The 25602-nt window shown below is 71.1% G+C and carries 21 protein-coding genes; 12 read left to right on the forward strand and 9 right to left on the reverse strand.

All coding sequences use genetic code 11. The features are described 5' to 3' along the window. Window positions 1-62: 62 nt before the first annotated feature. Window positions 63-854: an isoprenyl transferase gene (locus tag IF29_RS0122375; RefSeq protein ID WP_051725673.1), complete on the reverse strand. Its 792-nt coding sequence runs from the start codon at window positions 852-854 to the stop codon at window positions 63-65. A 192-nt stretch (window positions 855-1046) separates the two neighbouring features. On the opposite strand from IF29_RS0122375, the gene mgrA reads away from it, so the two are divergent. Both mgrA and IF29_RS0122385 read left to right on the forward strand, forming a co-directional pair. Beyond that, complete coding sequence (gene mgrA / locus IF29_RS0122380) at window positions 1047-2087, forward strand: L-glyceraldehyde 3-phosphate reductase (RefSeq protein ID WP_030257843.1); 1041 nt, start codon at window positions 1047-1049, stop codon at window positions 2085-2087. A gap of 224 nt (window positions 2088-2311) precedes the next feature. Continuing rightward, on the forward strand, window positions 2312-3850 hold the full coding sequence (locus tag IF29_RS0122385; protein WP_030257847.1) for a chitinase: 1539 nt from the start codon (window positions 2312-2314) through the stop codon (window positions 3848-3850). 4 nt (window positions 3851-3854) lie between these two features. Here the strand turns inward: IF29_RS0122385 and IF29_RS42300 are convergent, their stop codons facing one another. Together IF29_RS42300 and IF29_RS0122395 are read right to left on the reverse strand one after the other, a co-directional pair. Further along, window positions 3855-4478 (reverse strand): prepilin peptidase, encoded by a 624-nt coding sequence (locus IF29_RS42300; RefSeq protein ID WP_051725675.1) that lies wholly within the window; start codon window positions 4476-4478, stop codon window positions 3855-3857. 37 nt (window positions 4479-4515) lie between these two features. Next, complete coding sequence (locus IF29_RS0122395) at window positions 4516-4911, reverse strand: RidA family protein (RefSeq protein ID WP_030257851.1); 396 nt, start codon at window positions 4909-4911, stop codon at window positions 4516-4518. A gap of 93 nt (window positions 4912-5004) precedes the next feature. Here IF29_RS0122395 and IF29_RS0122400 point away from each other — a divergent pair, with 93 nt between their 5' ends. Together IF29_RS0122400 and IF29_RS0122405 are read left to right on the forward strand one after the other, a co-directional pair. Next, entirely contained in the window at window positions 5005-6324 is a 1320-nt protein-coding gene (locus IF29_RS0122400; protein WP_051725677.1) for an alanine racemase, read from the forward strand. Further along, window positions 6324-7988 carry an N-acyl-D-amino-acid deacylase family protein gene (locus tag IF29_RS0122405; RefSeq protein WP_030257854.1) on the forward strand — a complete coding sequence of 555 codons (1665 nt, stop codon included), beginning with the start codon at window positions 6324-6326 and terminating at the stop codon, window positions 7986-7988. The genes IF29_RS0122400 and IF29_RS0122405 overlap by 1 nt, the downstream gene beginning before the upstream one ends. Here IF29_RS0122405 and IF29_RS0122410 read toward each other — a convergent pair. Continuing rightward, complete coding sequence (locus tag IF29_RS0122410) at window positions 7966-9408, reverse strand: cellulase family glycosylhydrolase (protein ID WP_198037529.1); 1443 nt, start codon at window positions 9406-9408, stop codon at window positions 7966-7968. The two genes, IF29_RS0122405 and IF29_RS0122410, sit on opposite strands and share 23 nt — an antisense overlap. Window positions 9409-9608: 200 nt before the next feature. On the opposite strand from IF29_RS0122410, the gene IF29_RS0122415 reads away from it, so the two are divergent. The 3 genes from IF29_RS0122415 (at window position 9609) to IF29_RS0122425 (ending at window position 12436) form a co-directional block, all read left to right on the forward strand. Then, window positions 9609-10628, forward strand: coding sequence for a hypothetical protein (locus IF29_RS0122415; RefSeq protein ID WP_030257858.1), 1020 nt, complete (start codon window positions 9609-9611; stop codon window positions 10626-10628). A gap of 11 nt (window positions 10629-10639) precedes the next feature. Further along, on the forward strand, window positions 10640-11854 hold the full coding sequence (locus tag IF29_RS0122420; RefSeq protein WP_030257861.1) for a pyridoxal phosphate-dependent aminotransferase: 1215 nt from the start codon (window positions 10640-10642) through the stop codon (window positions 11852-11854). A gap of 99 nt (window positions 11855-11953) precedes the next feature. Next, window positions 11954-12436: an SCO4983 family protein gene (locus IF29_RS0122425; RefSeq protein WP_157623867.1), complete on the forward strand. Its 483-nt coding sequence runs from the start codon at window positions 11954-11956 to the stop codon at window positions 12434-12436. On the opposite strand, the gene IF29_RS0122430 is transcribed toward IF29_RS0122425, so the two are convergent. Beyond that, the gene (locus IF29_RS0122430) at window positions 12433-14265 is read right to left on the reverse strand and encodes a phosphoenolpyruvate carboxykinase (GTP) (protein ID WP_051725682.1); all 1833 of its coding nucleotides are present in this window, start codon (window positions 14263-14265) and stop codon (window positions 12433-12435) included. The two genes, IF29_RS0122425 and IF29_RS0122430, sit on opposite strands and share 4 nt — an antisense overlap. A gap of 263 nt (window positions 14266-14528) precedes the next feature. Here IF29_RS0122430 and trhA point away from each other — a divergent pair, with 263 nt between their 5' ends. From trhA to IF29_RS0122445, 3 genes are all read left to right on the forward strand, one after another. Further along, on the forward strand, window positions 14529-15230 hold the full coding sequence (gene trhA / locus IF29_RS0122435; RefSeq protein ID WP_030257869.1) for a PAQR family membrane homeostasis protein TrhA: 702 nt from the start codon (window positions 14529-14531) through the stop codon (window positions 15228-15230). A gap of 102 nt (window positions 15231-15332) precedes the next feature. Beyond that, on the forward strand, window positions 15333-16922 hold the full coding sequence (locus IF29_RS0122440; RefSeq protein WP_051725683.1) for an MFS transporter: 1590 nt from the start codon (window positions 15333-15335) through the stop codon (window positions 16920-16922). Next, a complete protein-coding gene (locus IF29_RS0122445; protein ID WP_084714769.1) occupies window positions 16919-17602 on the forward strand; it encodes an acyl-CoA-like ligand-binding transcription factor in 684 nt (227 codons plus the stop codon). Before IF29_RS0122440 ends, IF29_RS0122445 begins: the two co-directional genes overlap by 4 nt. 52 nt (window positions 17603-17654) lie before the next feature. Here IF29_RS0122445 and IF29_RS0122450 read toward each other — a convergent pair whose 3' ends face one another. From IF29_RS0122450 to IF29_RS0122465, 4 genes are all read right to left on the reverse strand, one after another. Then, the gene (locus tag IF29_RS0122450) at window positions 17655-18503 is read right to left on the reverse strand and encodes a GNAT family N-acetyltransferase (RefSeq protein WP_030257876.1); all 849 of its coding nucleotides are present in this window, start codon (window positions 18501-18503) and stop codon (window positions 17655-17657) included. Between the two features lie 16 nt (window positions 18504-18519). Beyond that, window positions 18520-20559: a thioredoxin domain-containing protein gene (locus IF29_RS0122455; RefSeq protein WP_030257879.1), complete on the reverse strand. Its 2040-nt coding sequence runs from the start codon at window positions 20557-20559 to the stop codon at window positions 18520-18522. Between the two features lie 376 nt (window positions 20560-20935). Then, on the reverse strand, window positions 20936-21613 hold the full coding sequence (locus IF29_RS0122460) for a GAP family protein (RefSeq protein WP_030257881.1): 678 nt from the start codon (window positions 21611-21613) through the stop codon (window positions 20936-20938). Beyond that, window positions 21606-22940 (reverse strand): DUF1254 domain-containing protein, encoded by a 1335-nt coding sequence (locus tag IF29_RS0122465; RefSeq protein ID WP_030257889.1) that lies wholly within the window; start codon window positions 22938-22940, stop codon window positions 21606-21608. Before IF29_RS0122465 ends, IF29_RS0122460 begins: the two co-directional genes overlap by 8 nt. Before the next feature lie 641 nt (window positions 22941-23581). Between IF29_RS0122465 and IF29_RS0122470 the strand changes: the two genes are divergently transcribed. Next, entirely contained in the window at window positions 23582-25147 is a 1566-nt protein-coding gene (locus tag IF29_RS0122470; RefSeq protein ID WP_030257892.1) for a Na+/H+ antiporter, read from the forward strand. Between the two features lie 135 nt (window positions 25148-25282). Further along, window positions 25283-25465 (forward strand): hypothetical protein, encoded by a 183-nt coding sequence (locus tag IF29_RS0122475; RefSeq protein ID WP_030257895.1) that lies wholly within the window; start codon window positions 25283-25285, stop codon window positions 25463-25465. The last annotated feature ends 137 nt before the right edge of the window (window positions 25466-25602 follow it).

Here is a 25602-nt window from a genome sequence, read left to right on the forward strand (position 1 = left end):
GAACTGACGCCCCATCGTCATCAGCCGTTCTTCGGCCGTTGGACAAGAAACCGGACCGCGGGTCAGCCGCCGAAGCGGCGCTGGCGGTTGGCGTAGTCGCGCAGCGCCCGGAGGAAGTCGACCTTGCGGAAGGCCGGCCAGTACGCCTCGCAGAAGTAGAACTCGGAGTGCGCGCTCTGCCAGAGCAGGAAGCCGGACAGCCGCTGCTCGCCGGAGGTGCGGATGACCAGGTCGGGGTCGGGCTGGCCGCTGGTGTAGAGGTGGCGGGCGATGTGCTCGACGTCGATCATCTCGGCCAGCTGTTCGACCGAGGTGCCGAGTGCGGCCTGCTCCTGCAGCAGCTTGCGGACCGCGTCGGCGATCTCGTGCCGGCCGCCGTAGCCGACGGCGACGTTGACGAGTATCCCGGTGTGGTGCGCGGTGGCCTGCTCGGCCTCCTTGAGCACGGCCGCGGTGCCGGTCGGCAGCAGGTCCAGGGCACCGACCGGGTGGACCCGCCAGTGGCCGGTGGCGGCGAGGTCGCGCACCGCCTGCTCGATGATGCCGAGCAGCGGGACCAGTTCCTCCTTGGGCCGGCTGAGGTTGTCGGTGGACAGCATCCACAGGGTGACCACCTCGACGCCGACCTCCTCGCACCAGCTGAGGAAGTCCGGGATCTTGTCGGCGCCGCTCTGGTGCCCGTCCACGGTGGACATCCCGGCGGCGCGGGCCCAGCGGCGGTTCCCGTCGAGCATCACCCCGACGTGGCGCGGCACCGTGGCCCGGTCCAGGTGGGCCTCGACCCGGCGGCCGTAGAGCCCGTAGGTCAGCTTGCGGAGTACCGGTGTGCGGCGGATGACCAGCCCGAGGTCCATGGTTGTTGCGCCCCTCTACTGCGACCCTCCGGTCGGCTGCGACCTTCCGGGCAGGCGGGCGTCAGCAGCAGCCCGTCCCCGGGGGGTCACCATACTCCCGGCACCTGAGCGTCATGGAATCGTGCCGGTGGGATCGGCGGACTATTGTTCAGTGGTCTGACAAAATGCGCCATCCGGAGAGGCATCCACCCCATGATCCCAGCTCCTTACCAGCCGGCCGAAACCCGCTACCAGGGTTCGATGAACTACCGCAGGACCGGCCGCAGCGGGCTGAAGCTGCCGGAGATCTCGCTCGGCCTGTGGCACAACTTCGGCGACGACAAGCCGCTGGAGACCCAGCGGGCGATCCTGCGCCGGGCCTTCGACCTCGGCGTCACCCACTTCGACCTGGCCAACAACTACGGCCCGCCGTACGGGGCCGCCGAGGCCAACTTCGGCCGGCACCTGGCCGCGGACTTCCGTCCGTTCCGGGACGAGCTGGTGATCTCCACCAAGGCCGGCTACGACATGTGGCCGGGCCCCTACGGTGAGTGGGGCTCGCGCAAGTACCTCACCGCCAGCCTGGACCAGTCGCTGCAGCGGATGGGCCTGGACTACGTCGACATCTTCTACTCGCACCGGTTCGACCCGGAGACCCCGCTGGAGGAGACGATGGGCGCGCTGGCGTCCGCCGTCCAGCAGGGCAAGGCGCTGTACGTCGGCATCTCCTCGTACAACGCCGAGAACACCCGCAAGGCCGCGGCGATCCTGCGCGACCTGGGCGTTCCGCTGCTGATCCACCAGCCCTCCTACTCCATGCTGAACCGCTGGACCGAGGAGGACGGGCTGCTGGACACCTTGGAGCAGGAGGGGGCGGGCTGCATCGGCTTCGCGCCGCTGGCGCAGGGCCTGCTCACCGACCGCTACCTGCACGGCATCCCGGAGGACTCGCGGGCCGCACAGGGCAAGTCTCTGGACCCGGGCGCGCTGAACGAGCAGACCCTGTTCAAGCTGCGCGCGCTCAACGACATCGCCGCCAAGCGCGGCCAGTCGCTGGCCCAGCTGGCGCTGACCTGGCTGCTGCGGGACCCGCGGATGACCTCGGCGCTGATCGGGGCCTCCTCGGTGGCGCAGCTGGAGACCAACATCGCCGCAATCCAGGGCCCGGCCCTGACCGTGGAGGAGCTGGCCGAGATCGACCGCTACGCGACCGACGCGGACATCAACATCTGGTCGGCGTCCAGCGAGGGCTGAAAAGGCACTCCGCCCAACTGGGAAAACATGGTACAGACCGCATTCGGGGGGATCCCCTCCGGATGTGGTCTGTACCTTTTTGCTCTCCCGACCGCCTGCTCGGAGTTGTCTCAACGGAACCTTAAGCAGCAGTTGGGGGTCTTGACATGCCAACTGGTCTAGTCCAACTTGTGGGTCAAGCTTCACTTGCTGTCTTCCCTCCCCCACACCCTGAGGACAGATCCATGGCTTCCCCTCGCCGCGCCATCGGCGCAGTTACCGCCTGTGCAACGGCCGTCGGACTCGGTCTGACCGGCCTGGTCGCCTTCACCGGCGGCGCCAGCGCCGACACCACCAACCTGGTGGCCAACCCCGGCTTCGAGACCGGCACCCTCTCCAACTGGACCTGCAGCGGCGGCGCCGTCACCACGGCCACGGTGCACTCCGGCACCCACGCCCTGGTCGCCACCCCCACCAGCGGCGACGACGCGCAGTGCACCCAGACCATCAGCGTCCAGCCCAACTCCTCGTACTCGCTCAGCTCCTGGGTCCAGGGTCCGTACGTCTACCTGGGCACCAGCGGTGACGGCACGACGGACGTCAGCACCTGGTCCAACAGCAGTTCCTGGAACCAGCTGAGCACCACCTTCAAGACCGGCGCCTCGACCACCAGCGTCACCATCTACCTGCACGGCTGGTACGGGCAGGCGGCGTACTACGCCGACGACGTGGTGCTGAGCGGCGCCGCGGGCGCGACCACCTCGGCGAGCCCGACCGCCAGCGCGTCGGCCTCCGCGAGCGCCAGCGCCAGCGCCTCGGCCTCCCCCACGCCGACCGCGACCACCGCCTCGCCGACCCCCACCGCCACCTCGACCGGCAGCACCGGCACCGGGAAGCACCTGGTCACCGGCTACTGGCAGGACTTCGACAACGGCGCCACCGACCAGAAGATCAGCGACGTCAGCTCGCAGTACGACATCATCGCGGTCTCCTTCGCCACCGCCGACCCCAGCAACACCGGCGGCATCACCTTCTCGCTGGACTCCACCCTGCAGAGCAAGCTCGGCGGCTACACCGACGCCCAGTTCAAGGCCGACATCGCGGCCAAGCACGCGGCCGGCAAGAAGGTCGTGCTCTCGGTCGGCGGCCAGAACGGCACCATCTCCGTCGCCAGCTCCGCCGCCGCCACCAACTTCGCCAACAGCGCCTACTCGCTGATGCAGACGTACGGCTTCGACGGGGTCGACATCGACCTGGAGAACGGCCTCAACCCGACCTACATGGCGCAGGCGCTGCACTCGCTGGCGAGCAAGGCCGGCTCCGGCTTCGTGCTCACCATGGCCCCGCAGACCATCGACATGCTGAACTCCAGCTCCGACTACCTGGCCACGGCGCTGGCGGTCAAGGACGTCCTCACCATCGTCAACACCCAGTACTACAACTCGGGTTCGATGAACGGCTGCGACGGCGGCGTCTACTCCGAGGGCACCGTGGACTTCATCACCTCGATGGCCTGCACCGCCATCCAGGCCGGGCTCAGCCCCAGCCAGGTCGGCATCGGCGTCCCGGCCTCGACCAGCGCGGCCGGCAGCGGCTACGTGGCACCCAGCGTGGTCGAGAACGCCCTCAACTGCCTGGCCAAGGGCACCAACTGCGGCACCTTCAAGCCCAGCACCACCTGGCCGGCCATCGGCGGGGTGATGACCTGGTCGACCAACTGGGACGCCAGCAACGGCAACCAGTTCGCCAACAACGAGGGTGTGTTCGTCCACGCCATGGCGTAGCTGGCTAATGGCTGAGCGCTATCGCCAGTAGCGCCCCCAGCAGCAGGAACGGTCCGAAGGGAAGCTCGTCGCGACGCCCGGCACGGCGCGCGGCGAGCTTCGTCGTGCCGTAGACCGCCGCCAGCAGGAAGCCGAGCAGCACCCCCTCGAAGACCGCCCCGAAGCCGTACCAGCCGAGCACGGCGCCCACGGTCAGCCCCAGCGCGGCGTCGCCGAGGCCGAACGGCAGTGCCAGCGCCATCAGCCAGAACACCGCGCCCAGCGCGGCGGCCCCGTAGAGGGCGTGCAGCGCGGAGCCGGTGCGGTCACCGGCCAGCCGGGCGGCGCCGAGCAGCAGCAGCGTCCCGGCCGCCGAGGGGTGGGTGAGCCGGCGCGGCAGCCGGTGCTCGGTGACGTCCACCAGCGCCAGCGGCACCGCGCAGGCGGCCGCCCAGAGCAGCGCCAGGACGTGCCAGTGGTAGCCGGTGGCCGCCGCGGTGGCCCCCAGGGCCGCCACGCACAGGCCCATGACCTGGGCGGGAGAGGGCAGTTGCGCGGTGTACCGGGCGGCCTCGCGCCGGACCGGGCCATGGACCCCCACCCCGACCAGGCCGCCGGCCACCACGGTGAACGCATACGGACCCAGCACGGTCGCCCCCTCTCCCCCGGAGGCCCTCAGACTAACCTCAGCCGGTGACGGCCAGGGCGTCGATCTCGACCAGCAGGCCGGCCGGGAGGCCCACGTACACCGTGGTCCGGGCCGGGAAGCCGCCCTCGGGCAGAGCCTTGGCGAACCAGGCGTCGTAGACCGCGTTCAGCTCGGCGAAGTGCGCGGTGTCGGTCAGGTAGACCCGCATCATCAGCACGTCGTCCCAGCCGGCGCCGCCCGCCTCCAGCACGGACTGGACGTTGCGGAGGGTCTGCTCGATCTGCTCGGTCAGGCCGGGGCCGACCGGGGTCCCGGTGGCCGGGTCGAAGCCGACCTGGCCGGCGACCTGGAGCAGCCCGCCCTTGGCGACGCCCTGGGAGAAGCTCGCGATCGGGGTCGGGGCCTGGTCGGTGCGGACGACGCTCTTGCTCATGGCGGTGGTACTCCTCGGCGCTGGAACGGACGGACGGGCACGGGCGGATCTGTACGGGCGGATCTGTACGGACGAACTGCCGTGCGGCAGGATATGCAACCAGCATTGCGTCTGCCGCAACACCCTGTCAGGAGCATCGTGGACCACCTCGCGCTGGAGCAGCTCGGCAGCACCCTCCTCGACTGGCGGTTCAAGGGCATGCCGCCCGCCCGTGCGGGCGGCACCGTCGCCGAGCTGGTGGCGGCCGAGCCCAGCCTCTTCGAGGACGGCTTCACCACCCCGGTGCTCACCCTGGACGCGGACGCGCTGCGCCACAACCTGGCCCTGATGGCCCGTTGGACCGCGGCCCACGGACTGGCCTTCGCCCCGCACGGCAAGACCCCGCTGGCCCCGCAGCTCTACCGGCGCCAGCTGGAGCTGGGCGCCTGGGGGATCACCGCCGCCATGCCCTCCCACCTGCGGATGTACCGGGCCTTCGGGGTGCCGCAGGTGTTCCTGGCCAATGAGCTGGTCGACCCGGCCGCGCTGGCCTGGCTGGCCGCCGAGCTGGACGCCGATCCGGGGTTCCGCTTCGTCTGCTACGTCGACTCGGTGCGCGGCGTGGAACTGATGGAGGCGGCCCTGCCGACCGGCGTCCGGCCGGTGGACGTGGTCGTCGAGCTGGGCGCGGACGGCGCCCGCACCGGCGTGCGCGGAGTCGCGGCCGCCGTCGAGCTGGCCCGGCGCGCCGCCGCGAGCCAGCGGCTGCGGCTGGTCGGGGTGGCCGGCTACGAGGGGACCATCGCCACCGTCGACGACCGTGCCCTGGTCCGGGCCTGGCTGGCCGACCTGGTGGAGACGGCCCACCGGGTGGACGCCGCCGGGCTGTTCGCCGGCACCGAGGAGATCGTGGTCAGCGCCGGCGGCAGCGAGCACTTCGACCTGGTCGCCGAGGCGCTGACCGAACCGGCGCTGCGGCTCTCCCGGCCGGTGCTGCGGCTGCTGCGCAGCGGCGCTTACGTCACCCATGACGCGCTGCACTACGCCGGGATCTCGCCGCTGCGCGACGCCGCCGAGGCGGAGCGGCTGCGGCCCGCGCTGCGGCTGTGGGCCCAGGTCGTCTCCCGGCCCGAGCCCGGACTGGCCCTGCTCAACGCGGGCAAGCGGGACCTCCCCTACGACCTCGGCCTGCCGCTGCCGGAGCTGGTCCGCGACCCCGGCACCGGCGCGCAGCGCCCGGCCGCCGGGCTGACCGTCGACAAGCTCGCCGACCAGCACGCCTTCGTGACGGTCGCCCCGGGCGCCGAGGTCAACGTCGGCGACTGGGTCGCGCTGGGCCTCTCGCACCCCTGCACGGCCTTCGAGAAGTGGCAGCTGATCCCCGAGGTCGAGGCGGACGGCACCGTGGTCGACCTGATCCGGACCTTCTTCTGATGCCTGCGACGACGAGTCAGGGGGCCCGTCAGGACCTCCTGCTCCGCGGCGCGCTGGTGGTGGACGGCTCCGGCGGGACCCCGTACCTCGCCGACTCGCTCGTCCGGGACGGACGGATCGCACTGATCCACCGTGAGTCCGACCCCGGCCCCCGCCCCGGCACCACCGGCCGCACCGTCGACGCCGACGGCCTGGCGCTCACCCCCGGCTTCATCGACATGCACGCCCACTCCGACCTGGCCCTGCTCACCGACCCCGGGCACGAGGCCAAGGCCGCCCAGGGCGTCACCCTGGAGGTGCTCGGCCAGGACGGCCTCTCCTACGCCCCGGTCGACGACGCCACCCTGGCCGGGCTGCGGGTTCAACTCGCCGGCTGGAACGGCGATCCAGAAGGCCTGGACTGGTCCTGGCGCAGCGTCGGCGAGTACCTGGACCGGCTGGACGCCGGACCGCTGGGCGGCGGACTGGCCGTCAACGCCGCCTACCTGGTCCCGCACGGCACCCTGCGCGCCCTGGTGCTGGGCTGGGAGGACCGCGCCGCCACCGCGGCCGAGCTGGAGCTGATGGACCGCCACCTGGACCGGGCCCTGGCCGAGGGCGCCATGGGCCTGTCCGCCGGGCTCAGCTACTCCCCCGGCATGTACGCCGACACCGCCGAACTGGTGGCGCTGTGCCGGACGGTGGCCGCCCGCGGCGGCTACTTCTGCCCGCACCACCGCTCCTACGGCGCCCACGCCCTGGCGGCCTACGCCGAGATGACCGAGGTGGCCCGGCAGTCCGGCTGCGCCCTGCACCTGGCCCACGCCACCATGAACTTCCAGGTCAACGCGGGCCGGGCGGGCGAGCTGCTGCAGCTGCTGGACGCCGCGCTCGCCGACGGCGTGGACCTGACCCTGGACAGCTACCCCTACCTGCCCGGGTCCACCACCCTGGCCGCACTGCTGCCCGGCTGGGCCACCGCCGGCGGCCCCGAGGAGACACTGCGCCGGCTGGCGTCGCCGGCCGTGCTCGCCCGGATCCGCGCCGACCTGGAGCTGCACGGCTCGGACGGCTGCCACGGCGTGGTCGCCGACTGGGACACCGTTCAGGTCAGCGGGGTGCGCCGGGCCGAGCTGCGGTCCACCGTGGGCCTGACGGTCAGCCAACTCGCGGCCAGGGACGGCGTCGACCCCTTCACCGCCTATGTCGACCTGCTGCGCGCGGACGGACTGGGGACCACCGTGCTGCAGCACGTCGGCCACGAGGAGAACGTCCGGGCGATCATGCGGCACCCCGCGCACACCGGTGGCAGCGACGGGCTGCTGGTCGGCGACCGGCCGCACCCCCGGGCCTGGGGCACCTTCCCGCGCTACCTCGGCCACTACGTGCGCACCGAGGGAGTGCTCGGGCTGGCCGAGTGCGTGCGGCACCTCTCCGCCGGCCCGGCCCGGCGGCTCGGCCTGACCGACCGCGGCCTGGTCCGCGAGGGCTTCCGGGCCGACCTGGTGCTACTGGACCCGCAGACGGTGGCGGCCGGGGCGACCTACGAGCAGCCGCGCGCCGCGCCGTCCGGCATCCCCTACGTCCTGGTGGACGGCGTCCCGGTGGTCGACGACCATCGGCGCACCGCCGCCACCCCCGGACGCAGCGTCAGACGGGGCGTCAGCCGATCGAGCTCTCGTTGACGCCCGGCACCGTCGGGGTGATCACCAGATGGTGCGTCACCCCCGGCGTCGCCTTCACCGTCAGCGACAGGATGTGCCGGCTCGCGTCCCACTTCGCCTTGTAGTCCCCGTTGAGCTGGACGTCGCCGCCGTCCGGGAAGTCGCCCGGCGGCAGGTAGACGTCGGTGCTGCCGGTGACGCCGGCCTTGTCGTTCCAGTCCATGGTCAGCTCCAGCGTGGACTTGTCGTAGCTGAAGTCCACCGGCTGCCCGGCGATGGCCCGCGGATAGGCGGTGGCCAGCACGTCGGCGATGTCGGAGGGCTTGCCCGGCGCCTTCCACGGCGACCAGCTGCCCGGATCGCTGGACCAGTAGGCCGATCCGATCATCATGGTGTCGAGCAGCGTCTGGATGTGGTCGACGTAGAGGTGCGCCCCGTCCTGGGTGGCGTCCAGGCCCCACTCGCCCATCAGCACCGGCGCGTCCATCCGCGCCGCGGTCCGCTGCACCTGGGTCTGCCAGGAGGCCAGCGTACGGTCCGTCAGGTACTGGTCGGTGCCGCTGTAGGTGCCGCCGGAGTCGATGGGGGCCGGGTAGAGGTGCGGCGCGTAGCCGATCCTGGCCTCGGCGCCCGGGGTGGCCGTCCTCGGGTCGTCCAGCTTGGGCAGGGCGCTGGGCAGGCCGTAGTTGGTGGTGGCCGCCTCGGGCTCGACGAAGATCCAGTGGTTCGGGTCCACGGTCCTGATGGCGTCGATGGCGTTCTGGTACAGGTGCGCCAGTGGCCCCGTCTCGAAGGCCGGGCCCTGCACCGAGCCGCCCCAGGGCTCGTTCATCAGGTCGTAGCCGAGCACGGTGTTGTTCCTGGCGAAGTACGAGGCGACATGGGTCCAGGCCGCGACGTACTGCTGCTGGTACTCCGGGTGGTCGGTCCGGGTCCCCCAGAACTCGTCGTAGGCGTGGGTCACCCCGGGCTGGACGTAGGTCATCTCCCACGGGCTCTGCACGGTGGCGGCGAGGCCGCCGCTGTCGGTGGCCCAGCCGGGGGCGCCGTTGCCGCCGACCGCGGCCCCGTACACGTCCTGGTGCATGTCCAGCAGCACCTGGTAGCCCTGCGCCTGGTACCAGCCGATGCGCTGCCTGACCTCGGCCAGGTAGTGGTCGTCGTACACCCCGGGCTCGGGCTCGACATCGCTCCACTGGATCAGGTAGCGCACGAAATCCGTGCCCAGAGTGTTGTATTCCGCGGCCACGTCGGCCTGTTTGATCCAGGGCATTCCGTCAGCCGAGTACTTGGAGCTGCTGGAGGTGTTCAGTCCGTAGAGGATCAGAGCGCGGCCCTGCGAATCCGTGATGAATCGCTCCTGCCACGCACCGTGCCCGGAGGGCTTCGCCCCCACCGCCCCCAGTAGTCCTATCGCGCAGGCCAGAACCACCAGGTTCACCAGCCATCGCCGCAGCCGCGCCACTAGCCCCACACCCCGCCCGCCCCGAAGTACCGATCCGGTGATCCTAGATCGCCGGAACCATACATCCCACTCTGGCAATGTCCTGATTCAGTACCAAGATGTCACGGCGTATTCGCAGGTTGAGATTGTCGGGGAACGGCTGTCCAGACGGATCGTCCGGCACTAGAGTCCGGCGCATGGCCATGATCGAGCAGCGTCCCTCCCTCCTGCGTGCGGCCGTGTCGCGCGCGCTGACGGGACGGAAGGTCGCCTACGCCGGCGGCCTGGTGACGCTGCTTCTGGTGCTGCTGTTCGGGACGGACTCACTGCTCTTCTGGTTCACCCAGAACTACGGCGACCTGCTGATACCCGGCTCCCTGGGCGTTCCGGTGCTGCTGCCCGGGCTGCGCTTCACCCGCTTCGCCCAGGAGAGCTGGACCGCGCTGGGCTGCGAGGACTTCGCCGCGCTGCTGCTGGTCGGCACGGTGGTCCGGCTGCTCGCCCGGCACCGCCGCAACTTCCCCAGCTCCGGGCGGCTGCACCGGTTCTTCGTCGGCTGGGGCGCGCTGATGGCCGGCGGGCTGCTCTCCGGCTTCTTCCGCGGCCTGGTCGTGGCCCGGGAGGTGGCCGGCGGACCGCTGGCCTACTTCGGCTACCCCGCACTGGGCGCGCTGGTCAGCCTGGTCTGGTGCGTGGCGCTGGGCTGGATCCCGGGCCTGGCCGCGGTGTTCGCCGTGGTCCCGGCCGCGGCGGTGGAACGCGCCCGCGAGTGGTGGGCCGAGAGCGGCCGGCTGGTGCTGGTCTACCTGGTCGAGCCGACCAGGGAGCTGGGCGGCCGGGCGGCCCGCCGCTGGCGGGCCGGGAGCGGACCGGCGCGGGTCGCGAAGCTGCGGCTGAGCCTGGGGCTGAAGCTGGCGGCGGCGCTCGCGGCGGGTAAGAAACTGACGGCCCGGCTGAACCTGCCGAGCGGGCTGAAGCTCCCGTCGAAGGCCGGGCTGTCCGCCGCGCTGAAGCTGCCCGCCAAGGTCAGGCTCCCCGCCAAGGTGAAGCTGCCGGCCAAGGTGAAGCTGCCCGCCAAGGTGAGGCTGCCGAGCCGGCCGAAGCTCCCGTCCGGTGTCAGACTGCCGGTGAAGTTCCCACGTCAGCGCACCGGCAGCGGTGACGACACCAGTCCGCATGACGAAAACCACAAGGCATCCAGCACCCAGGCCCCGTAGAGTACCGAGCCATGCAGGTGATCCAGTCCAGCAAGCTCGCCAATGTCTGCTACGACATCCGCGGACCGATCCTCGACGAGGCCATGCGCCTCGAGGAGCAGGGCCACCGGATCCTCAAGCTGAACACCGGGAACCCGGCACCCTTCGGCTTCGAGGCACCGCCCGAGATCCTGCAGGACATCCTGCGCAACCTCGCCAACGCACACGGGTACGGCGACTCCAAGGGGCTGCTGGCGGCCCGCCGCGCCGTGGTGATGCACTACGAGGACCTCGGCTTCGAGGATCTGACGGTCGATGACGTCTACATCGGCAACGGCGTCTCCGAGCTGATCCAGATGGCCATGCAGGCGCTGCTGGACGACGGCGACGAGGTGCTCGTCCCGGCGCCGGACTACCCGCTGTGGACCGCCTCGGTGAGCCTGTCCGGCGGCACCGCCGTGCACTACCGCTGCGACGAGCAGGCCGACTGGTACCCGGACCTGGCCGACATCGAGGCCAAGATCACCGACCGCACCCGCGGCATCGTGATCATCAACCCGAACAACCCCACCGGCGCCGTCTACGACGACGAGCTGCTGCGCGGCCTCACCGAGATCGCCCGCCGCAACAACCTGATCATCTACTCGGACGAGATCTACGACAAGATCCTCTACGACGACGTCACCCACACCCCCACCGCGCTGCTCGCCCCGGACCTGCTGTGCTTCACCTTCAACGGGCTGTCCAAGGCCTACCGGGTGGCCGGCTTCCGCTCCGGCTGGATGACCGTCTCCGGCCCCAGGGACCACGCCCGCAGCTACATCGAGGGTCTGAACGTGCTGGCCACCATGCGGCTCTGCGCCAACATGCCGGCCCAGCACGCCATCGCCGCCGCCCTCGGCGGCCGGCAGTCCATCAAGGACCTGGTCCTCCCCGGCGGCCGGCTGCTGGAGCAGCGGGACGTGGCCTGGAAGCTGCTCAACGACATCCCCGGCGTCTCCTGCGTCAAGCCCAAGGGCGCGCTCTACGCCTTCCCCAAGCTCGACCCCAAGGTCTACCGGGTCAAGGACGACGCCCAGCTGGTGCTGGACCTGCTGAAGCAGGAGCACATCTACGTGGTCCAGGGCACCGGCTTCAACTGGCCCGACCCGGACCACTTCCGCCTGGTCACCCTGCCCCGCGCGGAGGACCTGGCCGAGGCGGTCACCCGGATCGGCCACTTCCTGGACGGCTACAGCCAGCCCTGAACCGGGACGGCGCCGGGCCCGGGACGGGGATCGGGGCGAAATGCGATCCAGTTTGGACTGAGTCCAAGTTAGGATGGTGTCCCGCACATCGTCACCAGCATGCCCCGAGGGCGCCCCATGTACGAGCAGCCCAAGACCCTTCCCGCCTACCGGCGCGCACCGACCCGGGTCCAATCCGGACAGACGCCGGTCCACAACAGCAGCGCGCACAGCAGCACCGTCCCGGCCCCGCAGCGTGACACCCGGCTGGTCGGCCATCTCGCGGCGCTGCGCTCCGCCACCGAGGCGGTCCGGCAGGCCGCCGAGGACCGGGCGCAGCAGGCCGAGCTGGATGCCGCGCTCAAGCAGATCGGCACCAGGATCCACGAGGTCTCGGCCGTCTCGGACCGGGCCGCCGGCGTCCTGCCGTCAGTCCCGTCCGCCGGTGGCCGCCCGCTCCGCGAGCTGCACCAGCAGGCCCACGCACTGGCCGGGCGGCTGCTGGTGGTCGCCGCCGCGCAGCAGGACACCGCCACCGCGATGCTGGCGTGCCGCCGCATGGACGCCCATGCGACGGCACTGTCGACCCTTGCGGTGGGCTAGCCCAGCCGCTCGACCAGCCGGTCGTACTCGGCCCACAGCTCCTTCGGCGTGTGCTCGCCGAAGAGCTCCAGGTGCTCGGGGATCAGCGCGGCCTCCTGCCGCCAGATCTCCGGGTCCACGCTCAGCAGCAGCTCCAGGTCGGCCTCGTCGATGTCGAGCCCGTCCAGGTCCAGCGCCGCGCGGGTGGGCAGCACCCCGATCGGGGTGGTCACCCCGTCCGCGCCGCCCTGCAGCCGTTCGACGATCCACTTGAGCACGCGGCTGTTCTCGCCGAAGCCCGGCCAGACGAACTTCCCGTCGGCGTTCTTGCGGAACCAGTTCACGTAGTAGATCTTCGGCAGCTTGGCGGCCTCGGCCTGCCTGCCCAGCTTCACCCAGTGGGCGAAGTAGTCGCCCATGTTGTAGCCGCAGAACGGCAGCATCGCGAAGGGGTCGCGACGCAGCTCGCCGACGGTGCCCTCGGCCGCCGCGGTCTTCTCGCTGGCGACGTTGGCGCCGAGGAAGACGCCGTGCTGCCAGTCGAAGGACTCGGTGACCAGCGGGACCGCGCTGGCGCGGCGTCCGCCGAAGAGGATCGCCGAGATCGGCACCCCGGCCGGGTCCTCCCACTCGGGGGCGATGATCGGGCACTGCGAGGCCGGCACGGTGAACCGCGCGTTGGGGTGCGCGGCCGGGGTCGGGCTCTCCGGCGTCCAGCTGTTGCCGCGCCAGTCGGTGAGGTGCGCCGGGGGCTCCTCGGTGAGGCCCTCCCACCACACGTCGCCGTCGTCGGTCAGCGCGACGTTGGTGAAGACGGTGTTGCCCCACATCGACTCCACCGCATTGGCGTTGGTGTCCGCGCCGGTACCGGGGGCGACGCCGAAGAAGCCGAACTCGGGGTTGATCGCGTAGAGCCGGCCGTCGGCGCCGAAGCGCATCCAGGCGATGTCGTCGCCGATGGTCTCGACCGTCCAGCCCGGGATCGTGGGCTGGAGCATCGCCAGGTTGGTCTTGCCGCAGGCGCTCGGGAAGGCCGCGGTGAGGTAGACCGGCTCGCCCTTGCCGGAGGGCGTCTCGGGCGGCGTGAGCTTGAGGATCAGCATGTGCTCGGCCAGCCAGCCCTCGTCCCGCGCCATGGTCGACGCGATCCGCAGGGCGTAGCACTTCTTGCCGAGCAGCGCGTTGCCGCCGTAGCCGGAGCCGTAGGACCAGATCTCGCGGGTCTCCGGGAAGTGCGAGATGTACTTGGTCGGGTTGCAGGGCCAGGCGACGTCCGCCTGCCCCTCGGCCAGCGGGGCGCCCAGGCTGTGCACGGCCCGGACGAACTCGCCGTCCTCGCCGAGGTGGTCCAGGACGGCCTGTCCCATCCGGGTCATGGTGCGCATGGAGACGGCGACGTACGCGGAGTCCGTGATCTCGACGCCGCACGCGGCGAGAGGGGATCCGACCGGGCCCATGCTGAAGGGCACGACGTACATCGTCCGGCCGCGCATCGAACCCTCGAACAGCTCGCCGAAGACCGCCCGCATCTCGGCGGGGGCCTTCCAGTTGTTGGTGGGTCCGGCGTCCTGCTCCCGCTCGGAGCAGATGAAGGTACGGTCCTCGACCCGGGCGACGTCGCTGGGGTCGGAGGCTGCGTAGTAGGAGTTGGGCCGCTTCTCGGGGTTGAGCCTGGTGAATGTCCCCTTGTCGACCAGGAGGTCACACAGGCGCTGGTACTCGGCTTCAGAGCCGTCGCACCACTCGATTCGGTCGGGCTGGGTGAGCTCTGCGATCTCCTGGACCCAGGCGAGCAGCGGTTTGTGCTGCGTGGGCGCGGAGGTGGCCAGGGCAGAGTTCTCGTACGGCACGATCGCTCCGTTTCGCACCGAATCGTCCTTGATTCGGTGACGGGGTTGAGGGTTCTCGCAGCGTAACGCCGATATTCCGAATGCGACATACCGCCCCTGTCCGCTCAATGTGACCCAGCGCACAAAGATCTCGCCTTCCTGGGAGACGAATCCGGAAATCCGTCGCATCCACGGCGCCGAAACAGGACTTCCGGAAACCTATGAGTGAGGATTCACACCCTCTACTGATAAGTAACCTACGGTTCCGTAGGTATGGTTGCCCCATGACCGACGCCACCAGCGCCACCAGTGACGCCGCAGCTCCCGCGCCCCTCGAGTCGCTCGAGACCTTCAAGCCGAAACTGCGCGGCTGGCTGCACGCCGGGATGTTCCCCGCCTCGATCGCCGCCGGGATCGTCCTCATCTGCCTGGCCGACTCCACCCAGGCGAGGATCGCCTGCGCGGTCTACTCGGCCTCGGCCTGGATGCTCTTCGGCATCAGCGGGCTCTACCACCGCTTCAACTGGGGCCCGCGCGGCGAGGCGGTGCTGCGCCGGCTCGACCACAGCAACATCTTCCTGATCATCGCCGGCAGCTACACCCCCTTCACCATCCTGCTGCTGAGCGGCGGCCGCCGGGAGCTGCTGCTCTGGCTGGTCTGGGCCGGCGCCCTGGCCGGGATCGCCTTCCGGGTCTTCTGGGTCGGCGCGCCGCGCTGGCTCTACACCCCCTGCTACATCGCCCTGGGCTGGGCGGCGGTGTTCTTCCTGCCGGACTTCCTGCGCACCGGCGGGATCGCCGTGGTCGTGCTGCTGGTCGTCGGCGGGCTGCTCTACAGCGCCGGCGGCGTCATCTACGGCCTGAAGCGGCCAAACCCGTCACCGCGCTGGTTCGGCTTCCACGAGGTGTTCCACCTCTGCACGCTGGCAGCCTTCATCGTCCAGTACGTCGGCGTCTCACTGGTGGCGTACTCGGCCGTGGCCTGAAACCGTCGCTCCCGCACAGCTTCATACAACCGCATATTGACGGCTCCAATCTTTTGAGAGTTACTGTCATAAGACAGTTTCACTCAACTGATGGAGCCTGCCATGTCCTCCTCGTCCGAGCCCCCCGCCGCCGCACCAGCCAGCGCACCAGCCGCCGTCCCGCGCCGCTGGTGGGCGCTGGGCGCCCTCTGCCTGGCCGTCCTGGTCATCGGCTTCGACAGCACCGTCCTCAACGTCGCCCTGCCCGACATCGCCGTCCAACTGCACGCCGGCACCGGCCAGCTGCAGTGGATCGTCGACGCCTACCTGGTGGTCTTCGCCGCGGCGATGCTGCCGGCCGGGCTGCTCGGCGACCGCTTCGGGCGGCGCAGGCTGCTCATCGCCGGCCTCACCCTCTTCCTCGCGGCCTCCCTGGTCGGCACCTTCGCCGACTCGCCCGCCACCCTGATCGCCGTCCGCGCCGGAATGGGCCTCGGCGGAGCACTGATCATGCCGCTGGCCATGTCGATCGTGCCGAACCTGTTCCCCTCGGACGAGCGCGGCCGCGCCGTCGCCGTGATGACCACCGGCACGGCCCTCGGCCTGCCGCTCGGGCCGATCATCGGCGGGCTGCTGCTCAACCACTTCTGGTGGGGCTCGATCTTCCTGATCAACGTGCCGCTGATCGCCGTCGGCATCCTCGCCCTGGTGCTGCTGGTCCCCGAGTCCCGCAACCCCGCCGTCCCCCGGGTGGACCCGGTCAGCGCCCTGCTCGGCACCGCCGGCCTGGCCGCCCTCACCTTCGGGTTCATCCAGGCCCCCAGCGACGGCTGGGGCTCCCCGCTGATCGTCGGCATGCTGGTCGCCTCGGTCCTGCTGCTCGGCGGCCTGGTCCTGCGCGAACGCTCCGAGGAGCACCCGATGCTGGACCTCACCCTGCTCGCCGACCGGGTGTTCCGCTGGAGCACCATCGCCACCGTGCTGGTCACCGCCGTGCTGATGGGCGCGCTGTTCGTGCTGCCGCAGTACCTGCAGTCGGTGCTCGGCTACGACGCGCTGGGCACCGGGGTCCGGCTGATGCCGCTGATGCTCGGCCTGATCGTGGCGGCCCGGCTGTCCGAGCGGCTGGTCGCCGCGGTCTCCGCCCGCTGGGTGATCAGCTCCGGGTTGCTGCTGGTCGCCGCCGCCATGTTCCTCGGCAGCCTGACCGGCTCCACCGACGGCTACGGCTGGACCGCGATCTGGCTCACCGTGCTGGGCCTGGGCATGGGCCTCACCATGGTGCCCGCGATGGGCGCAGCCATGACGGCGCTGCCGGCCGACCGCTCCGGCGTCGGTTCCGGTCTGCTGCAGACCCTCCGCCAGTCCGCCGGCGCCATCGGCGTCGCCCTGCTCGGCGCGCTGCTCGCCGGGATCTACACCGGCCGGCTCGACACCTCCGGCCTCCCCGGCCCGCTGGCCCACACCGCGCGCGGCTCCGTCTCCGCCGCCCAGGCCGTCGCCGACCAGCTGCACTCCACCGCACTGGCCGCCTCCGCGCACAGCGCCTTCCTGCACGGGATGACCACCGTGCTGCTGGTCTGCGGCATCACCGCGGTGCTCTCCGCGGCGCTGATCGCCCTGCGGATGCCGGGTGCCGCCGGGCGCGCGGCCCGGCAGGAGGGTCGGGACATCGCCAACGGTGCGGCGGATCACGCACAATCAGTGGCATGACCCCCGCACCGCCGAACGCGACCGATCAGGACACGACCGATCAGCACACGACCGATCAGGACGCACTCGAGGAACTCCTCGCCGCCCCGCTGGGGCTGCGGGAGCGCAAGAAGCTGAAGACCCGCCGTGCGATCCGCACGGCGGCCTTCCGCCTGTTCACCACCCAGGGCTACGACGCCACCACGGTGGACCAGATCGCGGCCGACGCCGAGGTCTCGCCCAGCACCTTCTTCCGGTACTTCCCCACCAAGGAAGACCTGGTCGTCAGCGACGACTACGACCCGGTGATGGTGGCGGGACTGCGCACCAGGCCGCTGGACGAGCCGCTGACGGAGTCCATGCGGCAGGCGATCGTGCCGGCCCTGCGCCAGATCACCGGGACCGAGGGCGGCGACATGCTGCTGCGGATGAAGCTGCTCAACGAGGTCCCGGCGATCCGCAGCCGCAGCGCCCTGGAGATGATCCGCTCCCGGGACCTGATCGTCGCCGTCCTCGCCGAGCGCACCGGCCGCCCGGACGACGACCTCGGGCTGCGCGCCCTGGTCTCGGCCATACTCGCCGCCTGCAGCGAGGCGGTCGCGTACTGGGCCGACCGGGACGGCGAGGGGGACGTGGCCGACCTGTGCGAACTGGCGCTGAACGCGGTGGCCGAGGGCTTCAGCGGCGCAGCCTGGAGCTGAGCCTCCGTCAGTCGTGCCTCCGTCAGTCGTGCCTCCGTCAGTCGTGCCTCCGTCAGTCGTGCAGGTCCAGCACGGTGACGTCCTCGACCGGACGGTAGCCGAGGCGCTGGTACAGGGCGTTGCTGGTGGGGTTGGCCAGGTCGGTGTAGAGCAGCACCTCCGCGGCGCCCGCCGCCCTCAGCGCGCGGCTCGCCTCGACCGTGGCCATCCCGGCGTAGCCGCGTCCGCGCAGCTCCGACGGGGTGTAGACGGGAGCGACCCGGCCCTGACCGGCGATCACCCGGGAGAAGCCGGCCATGCTCACCGGCGCCCCGTCCAGCACCCAGAGCACCAGGTTCCCCGCCGCGACCCGGCGCTGCGCCTGGGTGGGGGTGTTCCCGCTGCCCTCACCGATCGACTCGGAGAACTCCTCGAACCAACGCACCACCAGCGGGACGTCCGCCGCGTCGGCCAGCCGCGCCGAGCCGGGCGGCTCCGGCTGAGGCGGCGTCAACTCACCGAGCCGGAACAGCCGCTGGTCCCGGAACACGGTCCAGCCGCCGCCGGTGGCGGCCCACTCCGCGCCGACCGTCCGGACCAGTCCGGCACCGCCCGACACCCCGGGGGCGGTCGCGCCGCTGCTGCGCCACTTCCGCACCAGCGCCCGCGCCGCCTCGTCGGGCATCGGCCCCAGCGTCGGCCGGAACGGCGGCGTGTGGACGTACGCCCCCTGCACCGTGCCGTCCTGGCCCCGCCACCACCCGAACCGGGCCGGCAGATCGCCGCCGTAGGCGTGCGGCCCGCGCGACCGAACCGTGTCGGCGACGGTCAGCAGCACGGTGTTGCGCACCGGATCCGCCGCCAGGTACGCGGCCGCGACGCTGTGGAAGGCATCGACGTCGTGCGTTATCTCCCAAGCCATGCAGTCGATCTCCGTCTTAGAAAGTCGCAGCCAGCTTCTCCGCCAGCGCCACGGGATTGGTGACCGGGGCGTCGCAGCTGAAACGGCGACAGACGTACGCCGTGGGCAGCCCGTCCCGGAGCGGACGGTCGGCCAGCAGCGGCACCGTCGTCGCCCCCGGCTCGCCCACCGCGAGCACCGCGCCCGGCGCGGTGGCGAGCAGCGCAGTGCGGCGCAGCGCCGCCGTCCCGGGGTCGTCGGCCGGGCCCACCACGGCGATCTCACGCGGGCCGTCGACCAGTGCCTCGGCCACGGCCAGGCCCCAGCCGATGAAGCGCGGGGCGCGCGGCCCCAGCGCGCTGACCACGCCGAGCGCCCGTTCGGCCGCGGTGCGGTGCCGCTCCGACCCGGTGAGGGCGGCGTAGCCGAGCAGCGCTCCGGCCGCCGCCGTCCAGCCGGAGGGTACGGCGTTGTCGGTCGGGTCCTGCGGGCGGCGGATCAGCCGTTCGGCGTCGGACGCCGTGTCGTACAGCGCTCCTGACTCCTCGTCGGTGAACCTGGCCAGCACGGTGTCCAGCAGCACTCCGGCCAGGGTCAGCCAACTGTCGTCCCCGGTCACCGAGTAGAGCGCGAGGAAGCCCTCCGCGGTGTCGGCGTAGTCCTCCAGCACTCCGGCGTTGGCGCCGGGGCGGCCGTCGCGCGAGGTGCGCAGCAGCCGTCCCTCCGGCTCCGGCGTGAGGTGGACGGCGACCAGCAGGTCGGCGGCGGCGAGGGCGGCCTCCAGGTACTCGGGGCGTTCCAGCAGCGCGCCGGTCTCGGCGAGGGCGGCGATCGCCAGTCCGTTCCAGGCGGCGACCACCTTGTCGTCGCGGGCCGGACGCGGGCGCCCGGCGCGGGCGGCGAGCAGCCGGGACCGAACCGAGGCGAACCACTCGGCGTCGTCGGGGTCCTCCGGGAGCTGGAGCACCGACGCCCCGGCCTCGAAGGTCCCGGCGGCGGTGACGGCGAACAGCGCGGCGGCCCGCGCCCCGTCCTGCGGGCCGAGCGCCTCGACGAGCTGGGCCGGCGTCCAGGCGTAGAAGGCGCCCTCGTGGTTGTGCCCGTCCGGTCCCGCACTGTCGGCGTCCAGGGCGGAGGCGAACCCGCCCTCGGGGGTGCGGAGTTCGGCGAGCAGGAAGGCGGCGGTGGACAGCGCGACCCGGCGCGCGAGCTCGGATCCGTCGGCCCGCCACAGGTGCAGGTACACCCTCAGCAGCAGGGCGTTGTCGTAGAGCATCTTCTCGAAGTGCGGCACCACCCACTCGGCGTCCACCGCGTAGCGGGCGAACCCGCCGCCGAGCTGGTCGTGGATCCCGCCGCGGGCCATCGCGGCGCAGCTGCCCTCCACCATCCGCAGCGCCTCGGCGGAGCCGGTCGCCGCGTGGTGCCGCAGCAGGAACTCCAGCGCCATCGACGGCGGGAACTTGGGCGCGCCACCGAAGCCGCCGCGCTTGTCGTCGTACTCCCGTCCGAGCGCGACGGCGGCCTCGTGCAGCTCCGCCTCGGTCGGCGGCCGCTGCCCGGCGGCGCCGTAGACATCGCCCCGCCCGGCCAGGTCGGCGACGATCCGCGCCGACACCTCGGCCACCTCGTCGCGCCGCTCCCGCCACGCCGCCGAGACGCCCTCCAGCACCTGCCGGAACGAGGGCATCCCGTGCCGGGGCTGCGGCGGGAAGTAGGTCCCGAAGTAGAACGGCTCGCCCCCCGGCGTCAGGAACACCGTCATCGGCCACCCACCCTGCCCGGTCGCCGCCTGCACCGCCTCCATGTACACGGCGTCGACATCGGGCCGCTCCTCCCGGTCCACCTTCACCGGCACGAAGCGCTCATTGAGGTACCCGGCCAACCCGGCGTCCTCAAAACTCTCATGGGCCATCACATGGCACCAATGGCATGACGAATAACCGATTGACAACAGAACAGGCACATCTCGCCTGACGGCCTCCGCCATCGCCTCCCTACCCCACGGCCACCAATCCACCGGATTGGAGGCGTGCTGAAGCAGGTAGGGCGATGTTGTTCGGCCAAGCCTGTTCATGAACCGCCCTGCCTCCCAAGGCCCTTCGTCATCCCCGGCTCAGCACGACCAGCACACGAACACTTCTGTCGCATCGGTAGTGATCGAAAGTCTCACCCCCCACCGCCACTCCTGTCAAGGCGACATATGGATCTGTCAAATAGACAGAGTCAGCAGTGGGGACACGTCCGACGAGAGGGTTCGGCCGCCCTCAATGCTGACAGCCGTCATCGCGGCACGGCCAACCGGAACTCAGAATTCGAGCACGAGAATAGGCACTCGTGCATTCCCCAGTGTGTTCGCGATGGCCGGTACTCCAATCGCGCACTGGGCCAAGTCGGGCTCAACTGAAGTCGGTCGTCTGCGGCGAACAGGAGGCGGTGTCGTCTGGGGTGCGTCAGGTGAGGGCGCTGATGGCGTCGCCGATGTACTTGGCACCCAGGACGGCCAGGACGACGGTCATGATGGCGGCGTTGTGGGCGGACATCCATGCCTTCCAGCTGTCCAGGGTGGTGGCGGCGCGCCGGCCACCGAAGAGGTAGACGGCCAGAGGCACGGTGGTGCACAGCGAGGCGATCAGCACCATGAGCACCGCGGCGATCGTCTTGCCGCCGGTGCCCGCCGTACTGCTGGCGATCGCGATGGCGCCGCCGACCACCAGGACCAGGTTCTTCGGGTTGGCCACCGCGAGCGCCGCGGACAGGGCGGTGGCCTTGGCGGGGGTGAACTGGTCGATGGCCTTCATCCAGCCCGGGGCCTGGGCTTCCTGCCCATCACGGGGGCGTGAGGTGAACTGTTTGCCGGCGAGCAGGGCGAACAGCAGTCCCAGGGCGAGCTTGAGCCAGCTGGTCCAGGTCGCCGGGGTGCCGTCCCCGCTGGCGGCGTCGGCGCCGGACCCGAGCAGGACCAGGGCGGCGGTGGCAAGGCCCAGGGCTGCGGTCCAGCCGGCCGTGAAGGCGATGCCGTTGGTTCGGCCGTTCGGGGTGGCGAGCATGAGGATGACGGCAATCAGCGGCAATGGGCTGATGGCGATGCCGACGGCGGAGGGCAGCATCTGCCCGATGGCGTCACCCACGGTCGGGTCCGGCGGTCAGGTCCGGCAGGGTCCAGGTGCCGTCCAGGACGGCGGGGTCGGGGCCGTAGATGCGGGTGATGACGGTGAACGGCCCGTCCGGGGCGGGGAGCCAGTTCGCGACCCGGTCGGGGTCGGCAGGCCGGGTGTGCTGGACGTACAGGGTCAGGCCGCCGTCCGGGTCGTAGACCAGGCCCGGGGTGCGGTCGCCGATGGAGTAGCGGTTGATCGGGTTGTCGACCAGCAGGCGTTCGGGCAGCCGGTACAGGGTGGCGGACCAGAAGAACCGGGCCTTGGGGAGCTGGTCGGCGCGGTAGTGGACGGTGTAGTCGCGGGTGGCGGCGTTCGGGGGGCGGTTGCCGGCGCTGTCGGCGATCCAGCCGCCGTACCAGGCTTCCTCCTCGGGCAGCCCGTACAGGCCCTTGTCAGCGCCCACGCACCGGGCAAGGTAGTCCTCGCCCAGCTGGTCGCGGGTGCCGAACAGCCCGGTGGAGCCGACGGCCTGCGCCTTGGCGTCCTCGACCTGCGCGCGGCCCCGGGCCAGGCCCTCTTCCAGGGCGGTTCGGACCTGGGGGTCCAGTGCGGCCGGGTCGAAGGTGCCGGTGCCGTCGACGCCCAGGGCGGCCAGGCGCTCGCGCAGGTCCCGCTGGGTGGGCAGGACGGGGAAGAAGCCGAGCAGGAAGTCCAGCACCGCCAGGAATCCGAGGCCGTCGCTGTTCTCCTCGCGCCACCGCGGCCACGCCGGCACCGGGGCGGCGGGCGGGGCGGCGGTGCCGATGAAGGCGCTCAAGGGGCGGAGCCGGTACTGGTTCTGGATGCTCTTCAGTTGGGTGACGTCCTGGTCGGTCAGGCCGGTGAGGTAGGTGCGGCCCAGGCAGCCGATCAGCTGGGTGTCGGCGCGCAGCACCGCGGCAATGCCCGCGGGCATTTCGCCGTCCCAGCCGTGGCCTGCGATCAGGTAGTCGCCCGGGGCCTGGCCGGTAGCACGGGCGCCGATGTATCCGAGGTAGGTGGTGTCCAGGTCGTGGAACGGCAGCACGTAGTAGCGGTCCATCGCGGGCACCGACACCACCCACGGCTCGGCCCGCAGGTCCAGCCAGCACCACGAGTAGGGGGTGTCGTTGTTCGGGGTGACGATGTCGGTGTTCCGCGGTCGGGACGGCTGCGGGTAGTGCCGGAACCGGCCGAAGCCGCCCACGTACCGGGGGTCAGTGGAGTCGATGGCCTGGGTGTACATCGTGCGGTAGTTCTCCAGCACCGGATGCCCGTACACCCACCCCTGCGCCGCCGTCTCCCGCACCGCATCCAGGTCCAGACCCGCACCACTCATACGCCGCCGCCTCACCTAGCAGGATGATCATCTGGCACTAAGCCAGATCCTAGGCAGCCGCCCGCCATCCTGCCCGGCGGCGTCCAATCCACCCTTCGGGCCCACAGCACCTGCCGGGCGAAAGGCCCCCGACTGACGCCCAAACCCACTGACGCGGAAAACCCGGCAGACCCCTGGAGCCGCGTCAATGCACCTCCGGCTCTCGGCAACAAGGCCAACACCCGCCGACATCCACGCTTCCCCTCGCCGAGCACCTTCGCGGACTTGCCTAGGCATCCTGGCCGGCCAAGACCCGGCGCGCTCCTGCGCTTCCTGGCCGAGAAGCTGCACCCGCTCGTGCGCACTGACGCCGACGAGGGCGAATGGCATAGGCGCACGGAAACTCTACAACCCGCATAGATGATCGAAGTACCCTGCTGCCCGCGACAGGGTGGAGGCCAGTCGGTCAGGATCATCGGCCGTGCACAGCAGGGCACGGCAGATGGATCTGCGCCGGCTGACATGTCGGTGCTGCCAGCGGCCCAGGGTGTTAAGGATTCGATAAAGTAGCTCCACGGTGTGCCGGGAAGTCTGGTCGGCCCGGGGATGGATCTGCCGCAATCGCGCGGCAGGGACCCCGGTGACGATCCGGGGATCCCGAAATGCGCGCCGTCGGCACTGTGCTTGTTCTCGTGGTCCTGGCCACCGTCGTGGCCACCGGAGCCCGCCGCTGGCGTATCCCGGCACCCTCCCTGCTCGTCATCGCGGGCCTGGTGGTGGCCCTGATACCGGGCACCCCGGCACTGCGCATCGCCCCGCAGACCATCGCCCTGGTGGTGCTGCCGCCCCTGCTGTACGCATCAGCGGAGGAGATGTCACTGCGCGACCTGAAGACCGTGTGGCGGCCGGTCACGGTCCTGGCCCTGGGCCTGGTGCTGGCCTCGGCCGCCGCCGTCGGCGTGCTCGCGGTTGCGCTGACGCCGCTGACCGCGCCGATGGCCCTGGTCCTGGGCGCGGTCCTTGCCAGCACCGACCCGGTGGCCGTAACCGCTCTGGGCCGCAGGCTAGCACTGCCGGGGCGGGTGCAGACCATGGTGCAGGCCGAGAGCCTGTTCAACGACGCCACCTCCCTGGTGCTGTTCAAGGTCGCCGTCGGGCTTGCGGTGGCCTCCACCGTGGTCAGCTGGCCAGCTGCGGGCGGCGAGTTCTTCCTGCTGGCCGGCGGTGGAAGCCTCGTCGGCGCGGCCGTGGCCGCAGTGGTGGCGTTCATCCGGGCCCGGACCACCGACCCGGTCCTGGAGACCGTGATCGCCCTGGCCACCCCCTACGGCGCGTACGTGCTCGCCGAAGGCACGCACGCCTCCGGGGTCACCGCCGTCGTGATCGCGGGCGTGGTCCTCGGCCGCTCCGGCTACCGGCTGACCGACGCACGGATCCGCCTGCAACTACAGGCGGTGTACTCGGTGGTGGTGTTCCTGCTGGAGAGCGTGGTCTTCGCGGTCATCGGCCTGGAGCTGCCCACCATGGTCCGCGACCTGCCCGCAGGCAGCGGTCGATGGCCGTTGCAGGCCCTGGCGCTGGCCGCGGTCCTGATCGGGCTGCGGGTGCTGTGGGTGTGGCCGCTGTCCAAGGTGGTCAAGCCGGTGGACGGCGCCGCGTCGTGGCGGGTGGCGGCCGTGGTGACCTGGGCCGGCACCCGCGGGGTGATGCCGCTGGCCGCCGCCTTGTCCATCCCCCTGATAGCCGACGACGGCACAGCACTCCCGGGACGCCCACTGGTCCTGGTGCTGACCACCGCGGTAGTGGTCTTCACCCTGGTCGTCCAGGGCCTGAGCCTGGCACCTCTGGTGGGCCGCTCCGGACTGGCCCTGGAACCGCGCGACACCGCCCGCGAGCAGGAACACGCCCGTCAACAGCTGGCCCGCGCGGGCCTGGACTACCTCGACCAGCTCGCCGACCTCGACGCAGCCCCACAAGCCGCACTCGAACGCGTACGCCTGGCCCTGGACGCGCGCCTGCGCCACAGCCTGGCCCAGGACCAACAGGACCCCAGCACCGACCAGACACCGCTCCTGCACATCTACCAGCAACTGCGACGCGAGGTCATCGCCGTCCAGGGCACCGAACTGCAGGGCATGTACGACACCCACCAGATCAGCGACACCACCCGGCGCCAGCTGCAGCACGACCTCGACCTGGAGGAGTCCGGCATCAGCGGCGGCCGATGACCGCACAGACACTTTGCGCTCCACAGCACAGCTACCCAGAACCTAGGCGGAGAGGGGCCTAAGACCGACCAGGACCGACGTGCTCTGCACCACCACCCAGCAGACACCGACCACCTCGGGGCTAGACGCACCTCGATGTCGGCCAGGCCAAACCTGAGCGCTACTGCCGCCTCCGTCCTGTTCTTCTTCGCCGCGCTCAACGCGTCTCAGACCCGCAATCCCCCGGTCACCGTCCACCGGGCCGACTCCAGCACCCACGCCCACGTGCGCGAACTAGGGCTTGACAGGTTCCCGACCTACAGCGACAGCCCGTTCTGAAGCACCATCACCCTCCCTCGGCCTCCCAAAGCTGGCGACCCGCTGCGCGCAGAGCGCCTCACCACAGGACGTCGGTGAGGTTCAGTCCTTGTCACCGACCGGACGACCCTGTGTTGCATTTTCGCAGCTCGGGGCCG

Origin of the sequence: Streptacidiphilus jeojiense (genome assembly GCF_000719095.1) — a bacterium.
Lineage (GTDB): Bacteria > Actinomycetota > Actinomycetes > Streptomycetales > Streptomycetaceae > Streptacidiphilus > Streptacidiphilus jeojiensis.